18 protein-coding genes are annotated in these 19,077 nt (G+C 46.2%); 15 read left to right on the top strand and 3 right to left on the bottom strand.

The genetic code is table 11. The annotated features are described in order from the left end of the window. The first annotated feature begins 27 nt into the window (after nt 1-27). Both E6W40_RS16915 and E6W40_RS16910 read left to right on the top strand, forming a co-directional pair. The gene (locus E6W40_RS16915) at nt 28-324 is read left to right on the top strand and encodes a YlaH-like family protein (RefSeq protein WP_136606524.1); all 297 of its coding nucleotides are present in this window, start codon (nt 28-30) and stop codon (nt 322-324) included. Nucleotides 325-417: 93 nt separating this feature from the next. Next, a complete protein-coding gene (locus E6W40_RS16910) occupies nt 418-1,497 on the top strand; it encodes an LCP family protein (RefSeq protein ID WP_136607045.1) in 1,080 nt (359 codons plus the stop codon). Between the two features lie 273 nt (nt 1,498-1,770). On the opposite strand, the gene E6W40_RS16905 is transcribed toward E6W40_RS16910, so the two are convergent. Then, on the bottom strand, nt 1,771-2,343 hold the full coding sequence (locus E6W40_RS16905) for a YhcN/YlaJ family sporulation lipoprotein (RefSeq protein WP_136606523.1): 573 nt from the start codon (nt 2,341-2,343) through the stop codon (nt 1,771-1,773). A gap of 106 nt (nt 2,344-2,449) precedes the next feature. Here E6W40_RS16905 and E6W40_RS16900 point away from each other — a divergent pair, with 106 nt between their 5' ends. Together E6W40_RS16900 and E6W40_RS16895 are read left to right on the top strand one after the other, a co-directional pair. Further along, a complete protein-coding gene (locus E6W40_RS16900) occupies nt 2,450-3,781 on the top strand; it encodes a PhoH family protein (protein ID WP_136606522.1) in 1,332 nt (443 codons plus the stop codon). A gap of 184 nt (nt 3,782-3,965) precedes the next feature. Beyond that, on the top strand, nt 3,966-5,222 hold the full coding sequence (locus tag E6W40_RS16895) for an ABC transporter substrate-binding protein (RefSeq protein ID WP_168928955.1): 1,257 nt from the start codon (nt 3,966-3,968) through the stop codon (nt 5,220-5,222). 28 nt (nt 5,223-5,250) lie between these two features. Here E6W40_RS16895 and E6W40_RS16890 read toward each other — a convergent pair whose 3' ends face one another. Both E6W40_RS16890 and E6W40_RS16885 read right to left on the bottom strand, forming a co-directional pair. Then, on the bottom strand, nt 5,251-6,351 hold the full coding sequence (locus E6W40_RS16890) for a coiled-coil domain-containing protein (RefSeq protein ID WP_136606520.1): 1,101 nt from the start codon (nt 6,349-6,351) through the stop codon (nt 5,251-5,253). A gap of 197 nt (nt 6,352-6,548) precedes the next feature. Further along, entirely contained in the window at nt 6,549-6,785 is a 237-nt protein-coding gene (locus tag E6W40_RS16885; RefSeq protein ID WP_136606519.1) for a DUF2626 family protein, read from the bottom strand. Between the two features lie 414 nt (nt 6,786-7,199). On the opposite strand from E6W40_RS16885, the gene E6W40_RS16880 reads away from it, so the two are divergent. From E6W40_RS16880 to mraZ, 11 genes are all read left to right on the top strand, one after another. Further along, on the top strand, nt 7,200-7,850 hold the full coding sequence (locus tag E6W40_RS16880; protein WP_136606518.1) for an RsfA family transcriptional regulator: 651 nt from the start codon (nt 7,200-7,202) through the stop codon (nt 7,848-7,850). A 202-nt stretch (nt 7,851-8,052) separates the two neighbouring features. Continuing rightward, the gene (locus E6W40_RS16875; RefSeq protein ID WP_136606517.1) at nt 8,053-9,033 is read left to right on the top strand and encodes a ketopantoate reductase family protein; all 981 of its coding nucleotides are present in this window, start codon (nt 8,053-8,055) and stop codon (nt 9,031-9,033) included. Nucleotides 9,034-9,038: 5 nt separating this feature from the next. Next, nucleotides 9,039-9,428 carry a DUF3397 domain-containing protein gene (locus tag E6W40_RS16870; RefSeq protein ID WP_136606516.1) on the top strand — a complete coding sequence of 130 codons (390 nt, stop codon included), beginning with the start codon at nt 9,039-9,041 and terminating at the stop codon, nt 9,426-9,428. 144 nt (nt 9,429-9,572) lie between these two features. Further along, nucleotides 9,573-11,231, top strand: a complete 1,659-nt coding sequence (locus E6W40_RS16865; RefSeq protein ID WP_136606515.1) for a peptide ABC transporter substrate-binding protein — start codon at nt 9,573-9,575, stop codon at nt 11,229-11,231. A gap of 204 nt (nt 11,232-11,435) precedes the next feature. Beyond that, nucleotides 11,436-12,368, top strand: a complete 933-nt coding sequence (locus tag E6W40_RS16860) for an ABC transporter permease (protein ID WP_136606514.1) — start codon at nt 11,436-11,438, stop codon at nt 12,366-12,368. A gap of 2 nt (nt 12,369-12,370) precedes the next feature. Continuing rightward, nucleotides 12,371-13,318, top strand: a complete 948-nt coding sequence (locus tag E6W40_RS16855) for an ABC transporter permease (RefSeq protein WP_136606513.1) — start codon at nt 12,371-12,373, stop codon at nt 13,316-13,318. Nucleotides 13,319-13,332: 14 nt separating this feature from the next. Further along, a complete protein-coding gene (locus E6W40_RS16850; protein ID WP_136606512.1) occupies nt 13,333-14,328 on the top strand; it encodes an ABC transporter ATP-binding protein in 996 nt (331 codons plus the stop codon). Next, nucleotides 14,325-15,254 carry an ABC transporter ATP-binding protein gene (locus tag E6W40_RS16845; RefSeq protein WP_136606511.1) on the top strand — a complete coding sequence of 310 codons (930 nt, stop codon included), beginning with the start codon at nt 14,325-14,327 and terminating at the stop codon, nt 15,252-15,254. The genes E6W40_RS16850 and E6W40_RS16845 overlap by 4 nt, the downstream gene beginning before the upstream one ends. 233 nt (nt 15,255-15,487) lie before the next feature. After that, nucleotides 15,488-17,119 (top strand): bacillithiol biosynthesis cysteine-adding enzyme BshC, encoded by a 1,632-nt coding sequence (bshC, locus tag E6W40_RS16840; protein WP_136606510.1) that lies wholly within the window; start codon nt 15,488-15,490, stop codon nt 17,117-17,119. Between the two features lie 27 nt (nt 17,120-17,146). Beyond that, entirely contained in the window at nt 17,147-18,418 is a 1,272-nt protein-coding gene (locus tag E6W40_RS16835; protein ID WP_136606509.1) for an adenosylhomocysteinase, read from the top strand. A gap of 217 nt (nt 18,419-18,635) precedes the next feature. Further along, nucleotides 18,636-19,073: a division/cell wall cluster transcriptional repressor MraZ gene (gene mraZ / locus E6W40_RS16830; protein ID WP_136606508.1), complete on the top strand. Its 438-nt coding sequence runs from the start codon at nt 18,636-18,638 to the stop codon at nt 19,071-19,073. Nucleotides 19,074-19,077 lie beyond the last annotated feature (4 nt).

The following is a 19,077-nucleotide window of genomic DNA, read 5'->3' as shown; positions in this document are numbered from 1 at the left end:
CCTGTTCTCGAAAGGAGTGTACCGCACGTGCAAGCCTGGTTTGCATCGCATTCGCTTGTGTCTTACATTGTCATTTTCGTGTTGATTACGTATGTCTATAACAAGGTATTTCGTGTCAGACAGAAGCTTCCTTTGTTGAAAGAAATTCTGCTGTATATCCTGATGGCCATTGGTTCGGGCATGCTGCTTGTGTTTCAGCACGACAAGCTTCCGATCATCCAGTGCCTGCTCGTCGCGGTCGCTTTAATGCTTCTGGTGCGGGTCCGTTATTTTGTGGAAGCCCGTCAAAAGAAAAAAGCAGAGACAGCAGGTAAACGAGGTTAAGCAGCCGTATGGATCCGGCTCTTCGGCAACTTTTTAACGACTGGCATCGTTTATAGAGAGAATGACTCAAAATAAATGAAAAAGGTGTTTGAGATGAGTCCCAGCAATAACAATCTACCTCCACGATCTCAAAGTGGCAGCAAACAGAACAAACAGCCGCCAAAAAAGAAAAAAAAGAAGAGCGGATTTAAGACGTTCCTGAAATTTGTACTGATTATCATCATTTTGGCTGTGTTGGCCGTAGCGGGATATGTTGCGTATCTTTACTACAAAGCTGACAGCGGCGTATTGGATACTGGCAATAACACACCGGTTCCAGCCGAAAAATCAGCCAAGGTGAAGCCGGTGACCATGCTCCTCCTGGGTACGGACTACCGTCCTGAGACAGGCACTCATCTATCCGATGTGATTATGGTGACGGCGTTTAATCCAGATACCAAAACAGTTACCGTCGTTTCACTTCCGCGGGATACGAAGATTGAGCTCAAGGGCTACAGGGAAAATAAGGCAAATGCCTACTACCCGATTTTCCTCTCGGAAGAGAAAAAGAGCGGTAAAAAAGCTGAGGATGAAATGAAAACCATGCTCAGTAAATATATGGATATTCCGATTGATTATGCAACGGTCCTTAACTTTCAGGGCTTCCGTGACGCGGTCGACGCTCTTGGGGGCGTGGACATCAATGTGGACATGAATATGTGCTACAGGGATAAAGCGGACGGAACAGACATCAATCTCAAGAAGGGCGAGCAAAAGCTTGAAGGGAAGGATGCGCTGGATTATGTACGTTACCGCAAATCCAATTGTCGTCCGAAAACGCAGGCTTCCGATGATTTTGACCGCAACCGCAGACAAAATGAAGTCCTGCATGCCCTGATTGATAAAATGCAATCCTTTAAAGGTGTGACAAGCCTTGGCGGTGTTCTGGATGCCATGGATAAAAACATGGAGACGGATATCGAAAATGATCAGTTGAAGAATATGATCGCAACGTACTGGAAGGTTAATAAGGAGAACGTCAAATTCATGCCGGTCACCGGTACATGGAAGAGTCCTTACGTGTATGTGGATGAAGCCGAACTGGATAAGGCGAAGCAAGCGCTGAAGGATGAAATTGCTGGCAAAGGATTGCCGGCGACTACGACGGATAGCGCAGAAAAAGCAAAACCTTAAACTTGGGTGCAATATTTGCGAAGCTGCCTAATATAATAGAGTACACTGGAACCTGTACAGGAGGTCGGGAAGATGTCCGAAGCAGTTGCACCATGCACTCAGCCATTATTTATCCAATTGAATGCTGCAGTTGCCGGCCTTCCGGTTCTTGAACAGGGCACATTTGCTTGTGTCCGGATGCTGTATGAAAAAAAGCCTAGTGAGCTTCTCACTAGGCTTTTTATTCATTTTATGCAGAAAATGTTGAGTTATGGGGAAAGCTGGCTGATTAAATCAGTGCTTGGAGGTTGGCGCGGCTGGCGGTGCCTGAGTCTTTGTTTTTACATCCTTGGGAAGCTGAGGAATGATGCGTCCGACAATATCGGCCAGCTCGGATGCAAAGCCGGATACAGGCTCGCCTTTTTTGATATGTTGGCCGATTTCAGCAATTCTGTTGGAAAGATCCATATCCGCAGTCACAAGCGCGTTCTTGCCACGAGGATCTTTTCGCAGCGTTTCTGCCACCGAGTATTTGATATTGCCTACCCGGGAGCGGGTAAGCTTGCCATCGACGTCGATGCCGACCACAGCGGTATTGCCAAACACGACGACATGTGCTTTTTTGACTCCTGCCACTTTTTCGGCCATGGCTTCGAGATGATCTTTAATGGACAAATTAGTAGTATCTTCCGCTGCGCGAACGGCAGACTTCCCTGCAGATTTTAACGACACCCGGTTGTGTTCAGTGGAAGTAGCGGACATTCCCTGTTTATTTTGAGGAGAGGGTGATGCGTTTTTGTCCTGAGTCTTGTTGTTACAGCCGCTGATGACAGCGAGTGCCAACACGACAAGCATGAGCATTCTCATATGTGATCGTCCTTTCCAGGTCATAGATTCTAATGCGAATTGTAATTTAGGATGTCCATGACGGAATAATTTATGTGTTCATTATGAGTTAGTGGAGGGAGAAGGTATGAGAAAGATCTTTGTACTGGATACCAATGTGCTTCTTCATGATCCCGGAGCGATCTATGCGTTTGATGAGCATGAGGTCATCATACCTGCGGTAGTTCTCGAAGAAATTGATTCCAAGAAGCGTAATGCAGATGAAATTGGACGCAACGCGCGCACGGTATCACGTTTGTTGGATCAGCTGAGGGAAAACGGACATCTGCACAGCGGGGTAGCACTCTATAATGGCGGAAGCTTAAAGGTTGAACTGAACCACAGAAGTTTTCTCAAGGTCCAGGAGATGTTCGGGGAAATATCCAATGACAACCGTATACTTGCCGTGGCCTTGAATTATCATATGGAAGAAACGGTGAAGGATGAGCCAGATCAGGTGGTCCTTGTCAGCAAAGATGTACTGGTACGCATCAAGGCTGATGTACTGGGGTTAACTACGCAGGATTATTTGTCAGACCGAACTGCCGGACCTGGGGACTTCTACTCAGGCAACCTGAAGCTGAAGGTTCATCCTTCCATCATTGATGAGTTTTATTCCTATCGGTTTCTGCCGGTTAAGCCGCTCAATCTCTCCTATCCGCTTCATCCCCATGAATTTGTGATTTTGAAGGATGAAATGGGAAGTACAAAGTCGGCGCTTCTGAAGGTAAACACGGAAGGCACTAAGCTGGAGCCACTCTATTTAAGCAATGAAGCGGTCTGGGGCATATGTGCGCGCAACGCACAGCAGCGGATGGCGCTAGAGCTTTTATTGAATGACGACATACCACTTGTGACTATCACAGGTAAGGCGGGCACAGGTAAGACCCTGCTTGCTTTGGCGGCAGGATTGCTCAAGGTGGAAGATGAGCATAAATATAAAAAGCTGTTGATTGCAAGACCTGTCGTACCCATGGGAAAGGATATTGGATATCTGCCTGGGGAAAAAGAAGAAAAGCTGCGTCCATGGATGCAGCCGATCTACGATAACCTCGAATTTTTATTTGATACTAAAAAGTCCGGGGATATTGATAAAATTCTGATGGGACTTGGCAGTATTCAGGTAGAGGCGTTAACCTATATCCGCGGCAGATCCATCCCTGGACAGTTTATCATTATCGATGAGGCACAAAACCTGTCCCGTCATGAGGTGAAAACCATTGTATCCCGGGTAGGCGAGGGGAGCAAGATCATCTTGATGGGTGATCCGGAGCAAATAGACCATCCTTATCTTGATGCTTCAAGCAACGGTCTGACGTATATTGTGGAGAAATTCAAACAGGAAGGCATTAGTGGGCATATTACCTTGGAAAAAGGGGAGCGATCCAAACTGGCACAGCTGGCTGCCGATTTGCTTTAGCTCCTGTATTGGATCAGAGTCCTGGATACATTTGCTCGTATGAGCTCTAGGTCCAGGGCTTTTGTCCATGACCGACGTAGGGTGCGAGTAAAACATTTCCAATAAAAAGTAGGACAAGCGCCCTATCCTTTTGATAAAATAAAAAGAGTACGGAATGAGGCATTTGCCAGAGGAGGCCAAAAACTTGAAGCGGAAAAATTATTGGTTTCTATTCGCCATCTTGCTGCTGTCATTAACCAGCTTGTCCCAAGGTCAGAATATGACGCCGGACAACAGCAGCAGTGAAGAGAGAAAAACAATGTCTTGGAATCCGCAGCCTTCCTCTCCGCAGGATCCGGATGATCAACCGATCCGGGTTATTACCCATCTAAATGAATCCGATTACAAAGAACTGCTCGATATAAATGATAATTTCATTCGCGAAACCGGCATTCAGGTTGAGATTAAGAATATACCGGATACGGATGCATACCGGCAACTGACTTCAGCGTTGGAAGTAGGCGAAGGGCCCGACGTGATGCTTGTGAACAGCCCCTGGATTCGGTCTTTGGCTTCCAGTGGTTACATACTGCCTGCAGAATCCTATCAGAGCAGTACAACTGGCAGTGATGTAATCAGTCCGATTTTGCAAATGCTGGAGTGGAATGGATACCAGTGGGGGATCCCTCTGGATATGGATCCCTATGTGCTTGTTTGGCAGGCGCATGCATTGCAGACCATAGGAATTCCCGAGATTCCTCAAGCAGGCAAGGAATGGAAAGATCTGCTCGTCAAGCAGGAAAACCGCAAGGATAAGAAGCTGATTGCACTTCCCGCAGGAGATGCATATGCTTTTGCCGCTCTGATGGGGGTAATGGGAACCGATCCGGTCAATCCAACAAATGAAGGGCTTGAATCGTTAAGCAAACTGCGTCCGGGAATACAATTTATAGAAACAGGAAAGATGCAGGAAGCATGGACAAGCTTGAAGGATGGGGGATTGGTTATGATTGCCATGTCTGCTTCATCAGCGGCAAAGGAAAGAAAGGGAAATGGAATGCTGGAGCTTCGTCTGCCTGAACAGCTTTATGCTGAAAATCCATTTTTACTCCGCGGGAAATCTTATGCCGTCTCCGCTCAAGTGCAGCATCCACAGAATGCTGCAGATTGGATTGCCTACATGACTTCAGATAAGTCCCAGAGGCTTTGGTCCGACACGACCGGGTATTTGCCTGTCTTAAAGGAAATGTATCAGGAGGATGAATTCCAATGGCTACAGCAGCCAGTGCATCTTGATCGTCTGCTCAAGCCGACAGATGGAGGAACAGAGGCTAGTGCGTTGCAATCGAAGTGGGATGTTTTCTCAAAGGCTGCGAAGCTTCTTTTAACCGGTAAAAGTACCGAACAGGAATACAGGGAGGCCCTGGAAGGCCGCCCTAAGGAGAAAACATCCAATGAATAGGGATTGCGTGTAATGATGGAGTGTTAGCCTACATAGACAGCTTTAAGGTGACATGCAGAACCTGATTGGTACTGGTTACTTCTGTAGCTTTGACAAATGATACAATTTGCTGCGGATAGAAGCCAAGGTCAAATTCATTTTCCAGCTGGCGGCAGGTTGTATCCGGAAGCTCCAGTCCGTTGAACACAAGCTTGTCGACATGGAACAGTATCGAATTCTCTGGCTCATTCTCAACGCTGTAATGCCCTTCAACCTGCAGACTTAAATTGCCGCTCTCGCCCTCTGCGATGACCTTATTGTCATTGAAATGGAAAGAAAAATTATTGAATAGTTCATTTTTACTCTTTAGAAAGTCGTTCAGATCATCTTCCTGGATTTCGATGGAGTATGTGGTGCCGTTCGTCCGGATGGCTCCTTTTTTATTTTGAATAAATTCAGGCAGGTCATTCATGGCGGATGAGAGCGCTGAAAAATAGCGCTTTACTTCATACATGCCGACATTTTCCCAATATGCTGTAAATTCCTTAATCATTTTTTTCATGGCCTCAGGATCGCTACTGTCAGCAATACTGCTGTCCAGATCCTTTTGCAGTGCCAGTACCCGATCTCTTTGATTCAGAAGATTGTCCTTGATTGTGGTGAGCTGTGCGTAGGATTTCTCCATCTGCTGCTGTGTTTCTTTAATGCTCTGGTACTGCGACTGGTATGCATCGAGCACCATTGCGTCCTGATCCATGATCATTTCATAATAGCTGTATATTTCTATAAGATTGCTTATGTTTTTGGCTGAAAAGAGAATGGTAAATAGATTGTCCCTTTCACCCATGTAATAGGAACGTATGACGGTTCCTGCACGCTCCTGGCGGCTCTTGATTTGTTGCTGCTTCTCTTCAAGCTGAACCTGAAGCTTTTCTAATTCTGTCTGAGTTTGCTCCTGCTGGCGGGTAATCCGATCAATTTCGTGATCGATTTCTACGATAGAGAGGCTTTTTTGCAGCATTTGCTGCTGGTCAGCGTTCTCTGGTTTTACGGGATCAGCAAGAAGAATATGCTCCGGATGCAGCAGTGAGAGGAACAGAAGCGGCAGAAGCAGATATATTAGGCGCACATGTTTTTTAGCGGCCTTCACAGATCCTCCTCCCCTCCAGGCAAGTCTAGTCTTGGACAATGATTTTACAATACCTCAAGTAAATATATGCTTGTTTAAAAAATATCATCCCTCTCTTTTCAACCTTGAGGGGAATGTTGAAACAAAGAAAAAAAGACGGACCGGCAGCGATGTCGGATCGTCTTTTTTTGGTAACTCTTCAAGCGAATGATCGGTAACTACAGCGGTAGACCCATTTTAAAGACTGTCCAGTAGCTGAAACCGGTAAATGTCACGATCATATAGCCCCAGAAGAGAAGAATGTAGGTTTTTTCCGTAAATTTCAGATATCCCAAAATCACGAAAAATGCTGTCTGCAAGAAGAACAACAGAGCCATTTCCACCATGTTCCCGGCAAATGCCATCAAACCGATAGCAAGTGTAAAGAAGCCCAGTACTCGAAACATGCGTGCCACGTAGTATCCCCCTCTCCTTATGTACGGTCGTAGCATTACTACACATCATTATAACGTTAACCCAAAATTGTGTAAACGAAAAGTCTTGAACAATTATGAATTTTTTGAGTTTCCCTTTAGATTATAGAATTTATTGATTTCCAGCGAAAGCTGGACAATTCTATATTAACGGCGGGCTTTCCTTATTATTGTGATCATTGCTAAAAAAAGTATTCAAGCCGGGAACGTTTATTTTCCACTGGAATAAGTATGAGCTATTTAAAATTTGGCAATACAATTTAGTATCAAATAGATTCTATGAACTCTATGAGAAGCATAGAAATGAAAATAAGCAGCTGTTATACCTCATTCAAGCCCGGCAGGAAGGGTTATGGAGACGGTTATTTTAGGATGTTGTTAGGAGGGTTTGGTTGCATGACAGCAGTAAGACAAGATGCATGGAGCACAGAAGATGATCTCATTTTAGCGGAAGTAACTTTAAGGCATATCCGCGAAGGAAGCACGCAGCTCGCTGCTTTCGAGGAAGTTGGAGAGAAAATCGGCAGGACATCCGCAGCCTGTGGTTTCCGATGGAACAGCTGTGTCCGTAAAAAGTATGAGGAAGCGATCAGCCTTGCCAAAACGCAGCGGCAGAAGAGAAGCTATTACAAAAAACAACCGGCGAATCCACTCCAAGTGGCAGCTCTCGGAGGTTTGAGTGAAGTTGAGGCAGGATATTTCAAGATCGAGGGTGCAAGCGAAGAGTCGCTATCCATCGATGCAGTCATTCGCTTCTTGCGCCAATGGAAAGGGAATTTGCAGGAAAATGGCCGTCATCTGAAAATGCTTGAGAAGGAGCTCCGTGAGAAGGAAGAGGAGCTGGCCAACTTGAGAAGAGTTAATGAACAGCTGAACAAGGAAGTCAGCGAAGTCCAGACGGATTACCGGGTTGTGAATGATGATTACAAAGCGCTGATCCAAATAATGGACCGGGCGCGCCGGCTTGCTTTTTTAACAGAAGAAGAGGAAGAGCTGAAGACTCGGTTTAAAATGGATGCGAACGGTAATCTCGAGCGCATTGAGTAGGCGTAAATCATAAAGTCAAAACCCGAACACCCGTCCGGATGAGCGAAATTTAAGCGCTCCGAACGGGTTTTTCCGTGTCTATAGGTGTATTTGGAGTTTGCTGCAAGCGTTCATCAGACTTTTTTCTCGTATCAAGGCGTAAACATGCTATATAATATTTTTAGATGGTATAAGCACCACAGTACAGAAGACAGGTGATACGATGATTATAGATCTGGTTGGAGGAGGCTCGCTGGGCCTTTTATACGGCGGCAAGCTCGCAGCTGCGGGAGTTAATGTCCGTTTATGGTGCAGAAGCGCCCAACAATCGGAGGAGCTGCGATCCAAGGGGATTTCAGTTGTGAATACATATGGAGAAACCGAGTGTTTGGCAGAGCCGGGAACTTTTGCAGCGGGCATCATTGATGATTTTGCGGCTCATTGGATGCAGGAACCCGGCGAGTGGATTTTCTTGATGACCAAGCAAAAGGACACTGAAGAGGTATGCGCAAGGTCTGCAGGGCAGCTCGCAAAGGACAAGTCTGCCGCAGATCAGCTTCCGGGCGTTGTCTGTTTTCAAAACGGATATGGCCATATGGAGCGATTAGCGGGTATTTTGCCAGGCTGGCCACTATATGCGGCTATCACAACTGAAGGAGCGAAGCGAACGGCTCCGTATGAAGTACGGCATGCAGGAACAGGTACGACATGGATTGGGGTCCCCGTACAGCAACTAGTCGGGACAGAAATAACCCCATATGCTGAAAATATGGTGAAAACGCTGCAAAAAGCAGGATTTTCGGCCATTTTATCGAATGACATCGATAGCAGAATTTACCGGAAGCTAATCATCAATGCGGTCATCAATCCGCTCACCGCGCTGTGGAACATTCCAAACGGCGAGCTGCTTGCATCAGACAAGCGGATACAGATCATGAAGATGCTGCTAAATGAAGCACTCGCTGTTTATGAAGCATGCGGCATTCCCTATGAAGAGGATATGTGGGAACAAATCATGGAAGTGTGCACTTCGACCGCAGGCAACACATCTTCCATGCTGAAGGATGTTCAGGCAGGCGCCCCAACAGAGGTAGATTGGATTAATGGTAGTATTGCAGCTCTTGCAGAAAAGGCCGGCATGCACGCCGTGGCCCATGAAATGCTAACCGGCCTCATTAAAGGTCTCACGATAAGAGAGGTGTGAATCATTTGGATTTGTTGAAAAATTCATTTATCTTTCTGAGCATTCTTCCGTTTTTTCCATTTTTGCTCGTATACTTTATCCATTATTGGTGGAAACATAACAAGAAGACCTCACTTAAGCTTGCCATGGATGTAACGACGCTGTTTTTGATTATTTCGGTTTCGGCATTATTCAATCTCACCTTTGATTCAAGGTTTGGTTTTTACTTGATATTACTGCTTCTATTAATAGCGATTGGTCTGATCGGCAGTGCACAAAACCGTCTCAAGGGCAGGATTGACGTCCAAAAAATGGCGAAACTAATATGGAGAATGTCCTTTATCATCATGAGCTTCAGCTATCTTCTTTTTACAGTAATTGGTTTTTTGAAATACATATTCATAACAATGTCTTAAGTAAATATGCATTGTTTATAAAAGGAAAAGTAGACTATATTTGAGCTGTGCAAGGTTCTTTCTTTGATTTTGGTATAGATTTTTTTGACCACTGGTTGTATAATCATTAACCATACACTTAAATAACCTTAGGGGGATTACAGCATGAGAAGGAAATCACTATTCACCCTACTAACGATGATCCTTGTAGTGGGAACAGTTCTTGCGGGCTGCGGCTCCAAGAATGAAGGGGGAAGCGGCTCCAAAGAAAACACTGCCGCGAGTAAAGATCAAGTGCTTCACATTAACCTCAGCGCAGAACCGCCAACATTTGACCCGGCGCAAGCGCAAGACAGCCAGGCTCATACCGTGCTTAACATGATGTATGAAGGTTTGGTTCGTTTGGATGAAAACAGCAAGCCAGTCCCGGGTGTAGCAGAGAAATGGGATATTTCTTCTGATGGACTGAAGTATGTTTTCCACCTCCGCAAAGATGCGAAATGGAGCAATGGTGATCCTTTGACGGCAAAAGACTTCGTCTTTGCATGGCAGCGGGTTCTCGATCCTAGCTCAACACCAGCCCCACCATATGCATACCAATTGTTTTATATTAAAGGTGCTGAAGATTACAACAGCAAAAAAACCACTGATTTCTCTACAGTGGGCGTAAAAGCAACGGATGACAATACGCTGGAAGTAACATTGAAAACTCCAACTCCATACTTCCTGAGTCTGACTTCGTTCTATACGTTCTATCCGGTTCATCAATCGGTTAAAGACAACGCAAAATGGGCAGCCGATCCTAAGACGATGATTACTAACGGACCGTTCACTTTGACGACTTGGACTACGGGCCAAAAAATTGAAGTGACTAAAAATGCAAACTACTGGGATAACAAGGACATTAAGCTGAATAAAATCACGATGTCTCTGTCCAACAGCGGTGCAACCGAGCTGTCCAGCTATAAAGCAGGCCAACTTGATTTTGCAGGCATGCCGAACGGAGAAATTCCTACGGACCAAATGCCAGCTGTGAAAAAAGAGCTGAAAGATGAATTGAATTTGAAACCGATTGGTGGTATTTACTACTATCAATTTAACGTAACTGCAAAGCCGTTTGATAATGCGAAAATCCGTAAAGCGTTTGCGATGGCGATCAGCCGTCAAGATATCGTTGACAAGGTTACGCAAAGTGAAGAAAAACCTGCGTTCGGATTCGTTCCGCCTGGAATTACGGGCGAGAAGGAAGATTTCCGTACTGAACATAAAGATGATTTCTTTACAGAAAATATGGATGAAGCTAAGAAGCTGTTGCAAGAAGGAATGCAAGAAGAAGGCTACACAACGCTGCCTCCAGTAACCCTGATCTACAATTCCAGTGACAAGCATAAGAAAATTGCTCTTGCTGTAGCGGATATGTGGAAAAGAAACCTGGGTGTCGAAGTGAAAACGGAGAACCAGGAATGGGGCGTGTTCCTTAAAAACCGCAGAAGTCTGAACTATCAAATCGCTCGTGCGGGCTGGAGCCCAGACTATAACGATCCGATGACTTTCTTCGATCTTTGGACTTCGAAGAGCGGTAACAATGACGTAGGCTTCAAAAATAAAGAGTATGATGCGCTTGTTAATGATGCTTACTCTTCTGCAGACAACAAAAAGCGTATGGATGATTTCACTAAGGCCGAAACTCTTTTGATCAAAGATCAACAAGTGCTAATGCCGATTTACTATTACACCAACGTAGCACTGATCAAACCAAACCTTAAAGGTGTAATTCTTGATTATGCTGGTGCAGTTGACTTTACACGCGCTTACTTTGAGTAAAACGCTAGTGTAGATTTGGATAAGTAATTCGGGATATATATGTGGATACTCCATATATATCCCGTTTTTTTTGCATTTGATAATCCTTGTGGTAGATATTTCTTCATTTAGTAATAAATAGATTGGACAAAAGTACCCATCATTCTTTAAAATCGAAATATGTCGAATATTGTAGAATAAAATTAGCGGGGAGGGTCATCGGGCATGGTTCGTTACGTAGCCAACAAGTTTTTTTACATGCTGGTGTCTTTGTTTATTCTGATATCAGCCACATTCTTTCTGATGAAAGCCATACCTGGGGATCCTTTTATGTCCGAGAAAAAGGTTCCGCCTGAAATACAAGCCCGTCTTATGGAGCAGTACGGTCTCGATAAACCGGTATACCAGCAGTATTTTAAATATCTAGGCGATATTGCAACGGGTGATTTTGGTATATCGATGAAACACCAGAACCAGGAAGTTACAGATATTATTCTGGATACCTTCTCAGCCTCCCTGAAACTCGGAGTGTTCGCGATCGTGATTTCGGTCATTATCGGTGTTTTGCTCGGAATGCTCGCGGCTCTCTATCACAGGAAGCTGATTGATAACGTAGCGATGATTCTGGCCGTTCTTGGAATTGCAGTACCGAGCTTCGTACTGGCATCTCTGATTCAGTTTATATTCGGTGAGAAGCTCGGATGGTTTCATGTTATGGGCTTTGATGGCCCTCTTGATTATGTTTTACCTGTCGCAGCATTGTCTGCCCAACCGATTGCGTTTATCGCACGCTTGACTCGCTCCAGCATGCTTGAAGTGCTGCATGCTGATTACATCAAGACAGCCAAAGCGAAAGGTCTGAACTGGTTTACGATTATGTTCAAACACGTGATCCGCAACGGCATTTTACCTGTTGTTACCTATATTGGTCCAATGACAGCCAATATCATTACTGGTTCTGTCGTTATTGAACAGATCTTTGGTATCGGCGGAATAGGTAAAGTGTTCGTTGAATGTATTACGAACCGTGACTATACCATGATCATGGGTGTAACCATTTTCTACGGTGTCCTGCTTATGCTTGCACGTTTCATTACAGATATAGTTTATGTGCTGGTTGATCCGCGTATTAAATTAACCGGCGGGAAGGAGGGCTAACGGTGGCAGTTAATGACACAACTTTATCAAACACCAATGTTGAGCTATCGCCCGAGGACTTCCGTAAAATAGGCGTAGACGAAAAGCAGGCTGAGATTATTCAGCGGGAAAGTCTTTCGGCCTGGAGAGATGCATGGCAGCGCCTTCGTAAAAACAAGATGGCCATGACCAGTCTAATCGTACTTGTGCTCATTATTTTGGCTGCAATCATCGGGCCGATCATTTCAAAATTCGATTCAGCTACCAATGATCTGCTGAATACGAACCAGGCGCCTTCCAAAGTACACTGGTTCGGAACGGATGACCTCGGTCGTGATATGTTCGTACGTACCTGGATGGGCGCCCGCATCTCACTGATTGTTGGTATGGCCGCGGCACTTATTGACCTTATGATCGGTGTTATCTACGGCGGTATCATGGGCTTCTTCGGTGGCCGCGTGGATGCTATCATGAACAAATTTTCGGAGATCTTGTACTCCATTCCTTATATGCTGGTAACGATCCTGTTGCTGGTTGTTTTTGAACCAAGTATTGGAACCATCATATTGGCACTGACAATCACCGGCTGGATTAACATGTCCTGGATTGTACGCGGCGAAATTATGCAGCTGAAAAACAGGGAGTATGTATTGGCTTCCCGTTCCATGGGCGCTGGCTCAAACCGGTTGTTATTCCGGCATCTGCTGCCAAACGCCGTGGGACCTATCATCGTTACATTGACGTTGTCCGTACCGAACGCTATTTTTTCCGAAGCTTTCCTAAGCTTCCTGGGTCTCGGTGTACAAGCACCGGTAGCTTCACTTGGCTCAATGATCAACGACGCGTTGACTGGCTGGATGTACTATCCTTGGCGGATGCTCTTCCCGGCGATTCTGATCAGCTTGACTATGCTTGCATTTAATATTTTCGGTGATGGCCTCCGCGATGCGCTCGATCCGAAACTGAAATAACAGGAGGTGAGATCATGGAACCGATTTTACAAGTAAAAGACCTGCAAGTATCCTTTAAGGTGAAGGGCGGAGAAGTTCAAGCCGTCCGTGGCATGAACTTTGAAATAGGCAAAGGGGAAACGGTGGCAATTGTAGGTGAGTCTGGCAGTGGCAAGAGTGTTACCGCCCAAACGATTATGCGCCTCATACCATCACCACCTTCCCAAATCAAAAGCGGTGAAATTATTTTTCAGGGTCAGGATATCCTGAAAAAATCAAATAAACAGATGGAGCATATCCGCGGTAAAGATATCGGCATGATCTTCCAGGATCCAATGACTTCCCTCAACCCTACGATTAAAGTAGGCAAGCAAATTACGGAAGTGCTGATAAAGCATCAGAAGCTGTCGAGCTCCGAAGCGAAGGTGCGCGGCATCGAGATGCTGAAGCTCGTCGGCATTAAAAATCCGGAGGAGCGTTTTGGACAATATCCGCATGAGTTCTCCGGCGGTATGCGCCAGCGGGTGATGATAGCGATCGCTCTGGCATGTAATCCGGCATTGCTGATTGCGGATGAACCGACAACAGCGTTGGACGTAACGATCCAGGCACAGATCATGGATGTCATGAAGGATATGCAGAAGAAGTTTGGCACCTCGATCATCCTCATTACGCATGACCTCGGTGTTGTTGCAGGCATGTGTGACAGAGTTATCGTCATGTATGCGGGTGAAGTGGTTGAAACCGGGACGAAATGGGAGATTTTCAAAAATCCCCAGCATCCTTATACCAAAGGTCTTCTTCGTTCTATGCCGCGGTTGGACCAGAAGAAGGATGAGCCTCTCATTCCGATCATTGGTACACCACCCGATCTGATTAAACCTCCGATCGGCTGCGCATTTTGTGCCCGCTGTGATGAAGCAATGAAAGTTTGTGAGCGCATCAATCCAGGTTCTACGGAATTCAGCGATACCCATATGGCCCGCTGTTGGAACCTGCATGAGATGGCGAAGGAGGTTCATTCGTCATGAAAGAAAACCATTTGATTGAAGTAGAAGGACTGAAAAAGTACTTTAATGTAGGTGGAGGCAAAATTGTCAAAGCCGTTGATGATATCAACTTCTTTATCCGCGAGGGAGAGACTCTCGGGATGGTTGGTGAATCCGGCTGCGGCAAATCCACCGCAGGACGTACCATTCTCCGCCTGTACGAGCCTACGGCAGGCAGTGTTCGCTTTAACGGTACAGATATCTACAAGCTCTCGCCGAGTAAAATGAAAGGCATGCGCCGCGATATGCAGATGATCTTCCAGGATCCATATGCATCACTGAATCCGCGGTTTACCGTTTCAGATATTATCGGTGAAGCGCTGGACATTCACAAGCTTGCGGGAAGTCGCAAGGAACGGAAAAAGCGGGTTGAGGAGCTGCTGGATATGGTCGGATTGAATCCCGATCACGCCACACGTTACCCGCATGAATTTTCGGGAGGACAGCGCCAGCGTATCGGTATTGCCCGGGCGCTCGCAGTCAATCCTAAATTTATCATTTGTGACGAACCGATTTCCGCACTTGATGTTTCCATTCAGGCGCAGGTAGTTAACCTGCTGAAAGAACTGCAGGATCGTCTCGGACTGACCTATCTGTTTATTGCGCATGACCTGTCTATGGTCAAGCATATCAGTGACCGTGTAGCGGTGATGTATCTTGGTAAAATGGTTGAGCTCGCGGATAGTGAAGAACTATATTCCAATCCGATCCATCCCTATACGAAGACATTGCTTTCAGCGATCCCGATTCCCGATCCGGAAATTGAGGAGAACAAAAAGCGGCTCGTCATGAATGACGAGCTGTCAGGGCCGATTCATTCGGCGAAGGACGGAAATGGAATTATGCAGGAAGACACAAGACTGGTCGAGGTTTCGAAAGGTCATTGGGTTGCCGCTCCTTACGCATAAGCCTGAAAAGATGACCGCCGGTTAATCCGGCGGTTTTTTTCGTTTTGGCATGGCATACTGATACATGAAGCGTTATAATTATAAAACTGTAACTGAATTTGAAGCATTTGAGGGCTGGTAAAGCCGTTCCCCCTGTTTTGCTTTGACGGCAGAGTTATCTTTGGTTACAATCAAGAAAGATTTTTATACGATTGCAAGTGATTTGAAGAGGTACAGAATAGGAGGCAGACTTCATGAATGTTGTTTCAGATTCGCTGAAGAGCGGTTCCGCTCTTGCAGATGATTATATAAACCATTTTTCGCAGGTGGAGGATTTGTACGGCGATGATTTCCGCATGGAGGAATCCTGGAACCGCCGCGCAGAGTGGTTGGACGAATCCGAAGGAACCCGTATAGACAGAGCAGCGCTGGTAGCTTGTCTTAGACAATATAATAACAAGCATAACGACCATAAAGAGGTACATAAATCGCTTGATTTACTTGAGCAGACAGGTACGCTTGCCGTCGTTGGCGGACAGCAGAGCGGACTGTTTACCGGTTCGCTGCTTGTCGTCTATAAAGCCTTAACGATCATTATGGCTGCAAAGGAAGCGCAGGAGAAGCTGCAGCGGCCAGTCGTACCCGTGTTCTGGATCGCCGGTGAGGATCATGACTGGGACGAGGTTAATCATACCTATGTGATGACGCCTGAACTCAAGGTAGCCCGAGTTAAAATGGATGCAGCACCGGGTCCTAGAGGCTCCGTAAGCCATATCAAGGTGACACCTGAGAAGTGGAAGCAGTCACTGGATCAATTGGCGGCCCTGCTGCCGGATAGTGTGAACAAACCGGAAATTCTTCAGCTGCTGCATCAAGCTGCGGAAGAGTCGGGCAATCTGAGCGATGCTTTTGCCAAACTGCTCGGACGTCTTTTTGGCGAACTGGGATTAATCCTTCTGGATTCGGCAGATCCGGCTCTGCGCCAGCTCGAGATTCCTGTTTTTGAACGTATGATTAAACAGAATGATGAACTTGGCCCGACTTATCAAGCTTCTGCCGCCCGTATTACGGGACATGGATATCCGCTGCAGGCGGATGTGACGGCAGACGGTGCCAATCTCTTTTATATCTATGAAGGAAACAGATTGCTGCTGCAAAAGCAAAACGGAAGTTTTACAGACCGGAAGGGTATCGTAAACTTCACTAAGGAAGAACTCCTGAGCGAGCTGACAAATCATCCGGACCGGTTCAGCAATAATGTGCTAACCCGTCCTTTGATGCAGGAGTCTCTGTTTCCGGTTCTCTGTACCGTGCTCGGACAAGGGGAAATTTCGTACTGGGCCATTACGAAGGATGCGTTCCCGGTCCTCGGACTGAAAATGCCGATTTTGTTACCAAGAATGTCTTTTACACTGGTTCATGGAACGCTGCGGAAGTACATGGAGCATTTCGGATTATCCTTTCAGGACGTTCAGCACCGCTTTGACGATGCACGGCAAAGCTGGTTGAACGCTCAGGCTGATTTTGATATTGATCCTAGATTTGAAGAAACACGAAACGCGTTTGAAAAGCTGTATGAGCCATTGATCCGTGAGCTGGGAACGATTCAACATGGTCTGATCCCACTTGGGGAGAAAAACAAAGACAAGATTTTGGAGCAAATCTCTTATCTGGAGCGCAAGACGAAGCAGGCGCTGGAAAAGCAGCATGAAGCGGCACTGCGTCAATGGGAGCAAATTTATGTGTCTTTATTCCCAATGGGTAAACCTCAAGAGAGAGTTTATAATATTTTCTACTATATAAACCGTTATGGCTTCAGCTGGATCAATGATATCCTTGGAAGCTGTACACGCTACACGGCGGAACATCAGATTATAGAAATGTAATAGGAAGATGAGAAGAGGAGGCTATTCATGAGTACACTGTCATTGAAGAACAGCATCGTCAAAGATATGGCTTTGGCCCCGGAAGGGCATTTGAAAATTGATTGGGTAGAGGCACATATGCCCGTTCTTAATGAAATCCGTAAGCAGTTTGAGGCGGAGCAGCCGTTTAAAGGACTGAAGGTAACCATTGCGCTGCATTTGGAAGCCAAAACCGCTTACCTGGCGAAGGTTGTGAAGGCTGGTGGTGCCGAAGTAACCATCACAGGCAGCAACCCGCTTTCGACCCAGGATGATGTTTGTGCGGCACTTGTAGAGGATGGCGTAACGGTTCTCGCTAAATACAATCCGGATCCGGTGGAATACAAGGAGTACCTGATCCGTGCTCTGGAAACCAAGCCAGACCTTATCATCGATGACGGGGGCGACCTCGTGACGATTCTGCATTCGGAGCGTCCCGACCTGCTGGAGACCATCCGGGGCGGCGCGGAAGAAACAACGACCGGCATTATCCGTCTGAAGGCACTGGAAAAGGAAGGCCTCCTCAAACTGCCGATGGTGGCTGTGAATGACGCCTATTGCAAGTATTTGTTTGATAACCGTTATGGAACAGGCCAATCGGTTTGGGATGCGGTGAACCGTACCACTAATCTGGTTGTTGCCGGAAAAACCGCTGTGGTTGTCGGCTATGGCTGGTGCGGCAAAGGGGTTGCAATGCGGGCCAAGGGTCTGGGCGCTAAGGTTATTGTTACGGAAGTGGATCCGATTCGTTCCGTTGAAGCGCATATGGATGGCTTTGAAGTTATGCCGATGATCGAGGCTGCAAAGCAGGGTGACTTCTTCGTGACCGTAACAGGCAACCGTGACGTGATTACCGGTGAGCATTTTGATGTGATGAAGGACGGAGCGATCTTGTGCAATGCGGGTCATTTTGATGTCGAGGTTAATAAAATCGAATTGTCCAGCCGGGCAGCTTCGATCCGCACAGTCCGCCGCAACATTGAGGAATATGAGCTCAAGGATGGCCGTAAGGTTTATCTTCTTGCAGAAGGACGTCTGGTCAATCTAGGAGCGGGTGATGGTCATCCGGCGGAAATCATGGATATGACGTTTGCCTTGCAGGCTATGTCCCTGAAGTACGTGAATGACAACTATGAAACAATTGGCAGCAAGGTTTTGAATGTGCCATTGGAAATTGATCAGCAGGTTGCAAGCTACAAGCTGGAAAGCCTGGGGATCCAAATCGATGCGTTAAGCCGCGAGCAGATTGAATATCTGGACAGCTGGACAGGACATGAATAGAAGGTAATTTTTGGACGGTATTTACTTTCCGGAAAACCCCTTGAATCCTTATGGATCAAGGGGTTTCGTGCTGTCATATACGAAAACACCCGTTTACAATATCCAAAAAAACACAAATGCCAGGAAGGATTTTGATTTTGGGTGGCGAATCTAGTATCCTTAAGTGGTGGAAAGTGGTGCAAAGTGGGGATTTGGGGTTAAGGAGTTGAGTGGCCGAATGTTTATGGGAGAGTATCAACACAGCATTGACGATAAAGGCCGCTTGATCATTCCAGCCAAATTCCGTGAGCTTTTGGGCTCAGCCTTTGTGATCACCCGCGGCTTGGACCAGTGTCTCTTTGTTTACCCTATGAATGAATGGAGCATCCTTGAGCAGAAGCTGAAGTCGCTTCCTCTAATGAAATCGGATGCCCGCGCATTCACCCGGTTCTTTTTCTCAGGTGCGACAGAATGCGAGTGGGACAAACAGGGAAGGGTAAATTTACCGGGTAATCTTCGCCAATATGCCAAGCTCGACAAGGAATGTGTCGTGCTGGGAGTATCCAATCGTGTTGAGATTTGGAGCAAGGACACCTGGGAAGCATACTTCCAGCAATCTGAAGGTGCATTTAACGAAATCGCTGAAAAGCTGGTTGATTTTAATTTTGAATTGTAATAAG

This window comes from Paenibacillus dokdonensis (assembly GCF_004916975.1).
GTDB classification, from domain to species: Bacteria; Bacillota; Bacilli; order Paenibacillales; family Paenibacillaceae; genus Paenibacillus_AQ; species Paenibacillus_AQ dokdonensis.
Note: the sequence above shows the minus strand (reverse complement) of the source record. Positions and strands in the feature narration are given on the sequence as shown.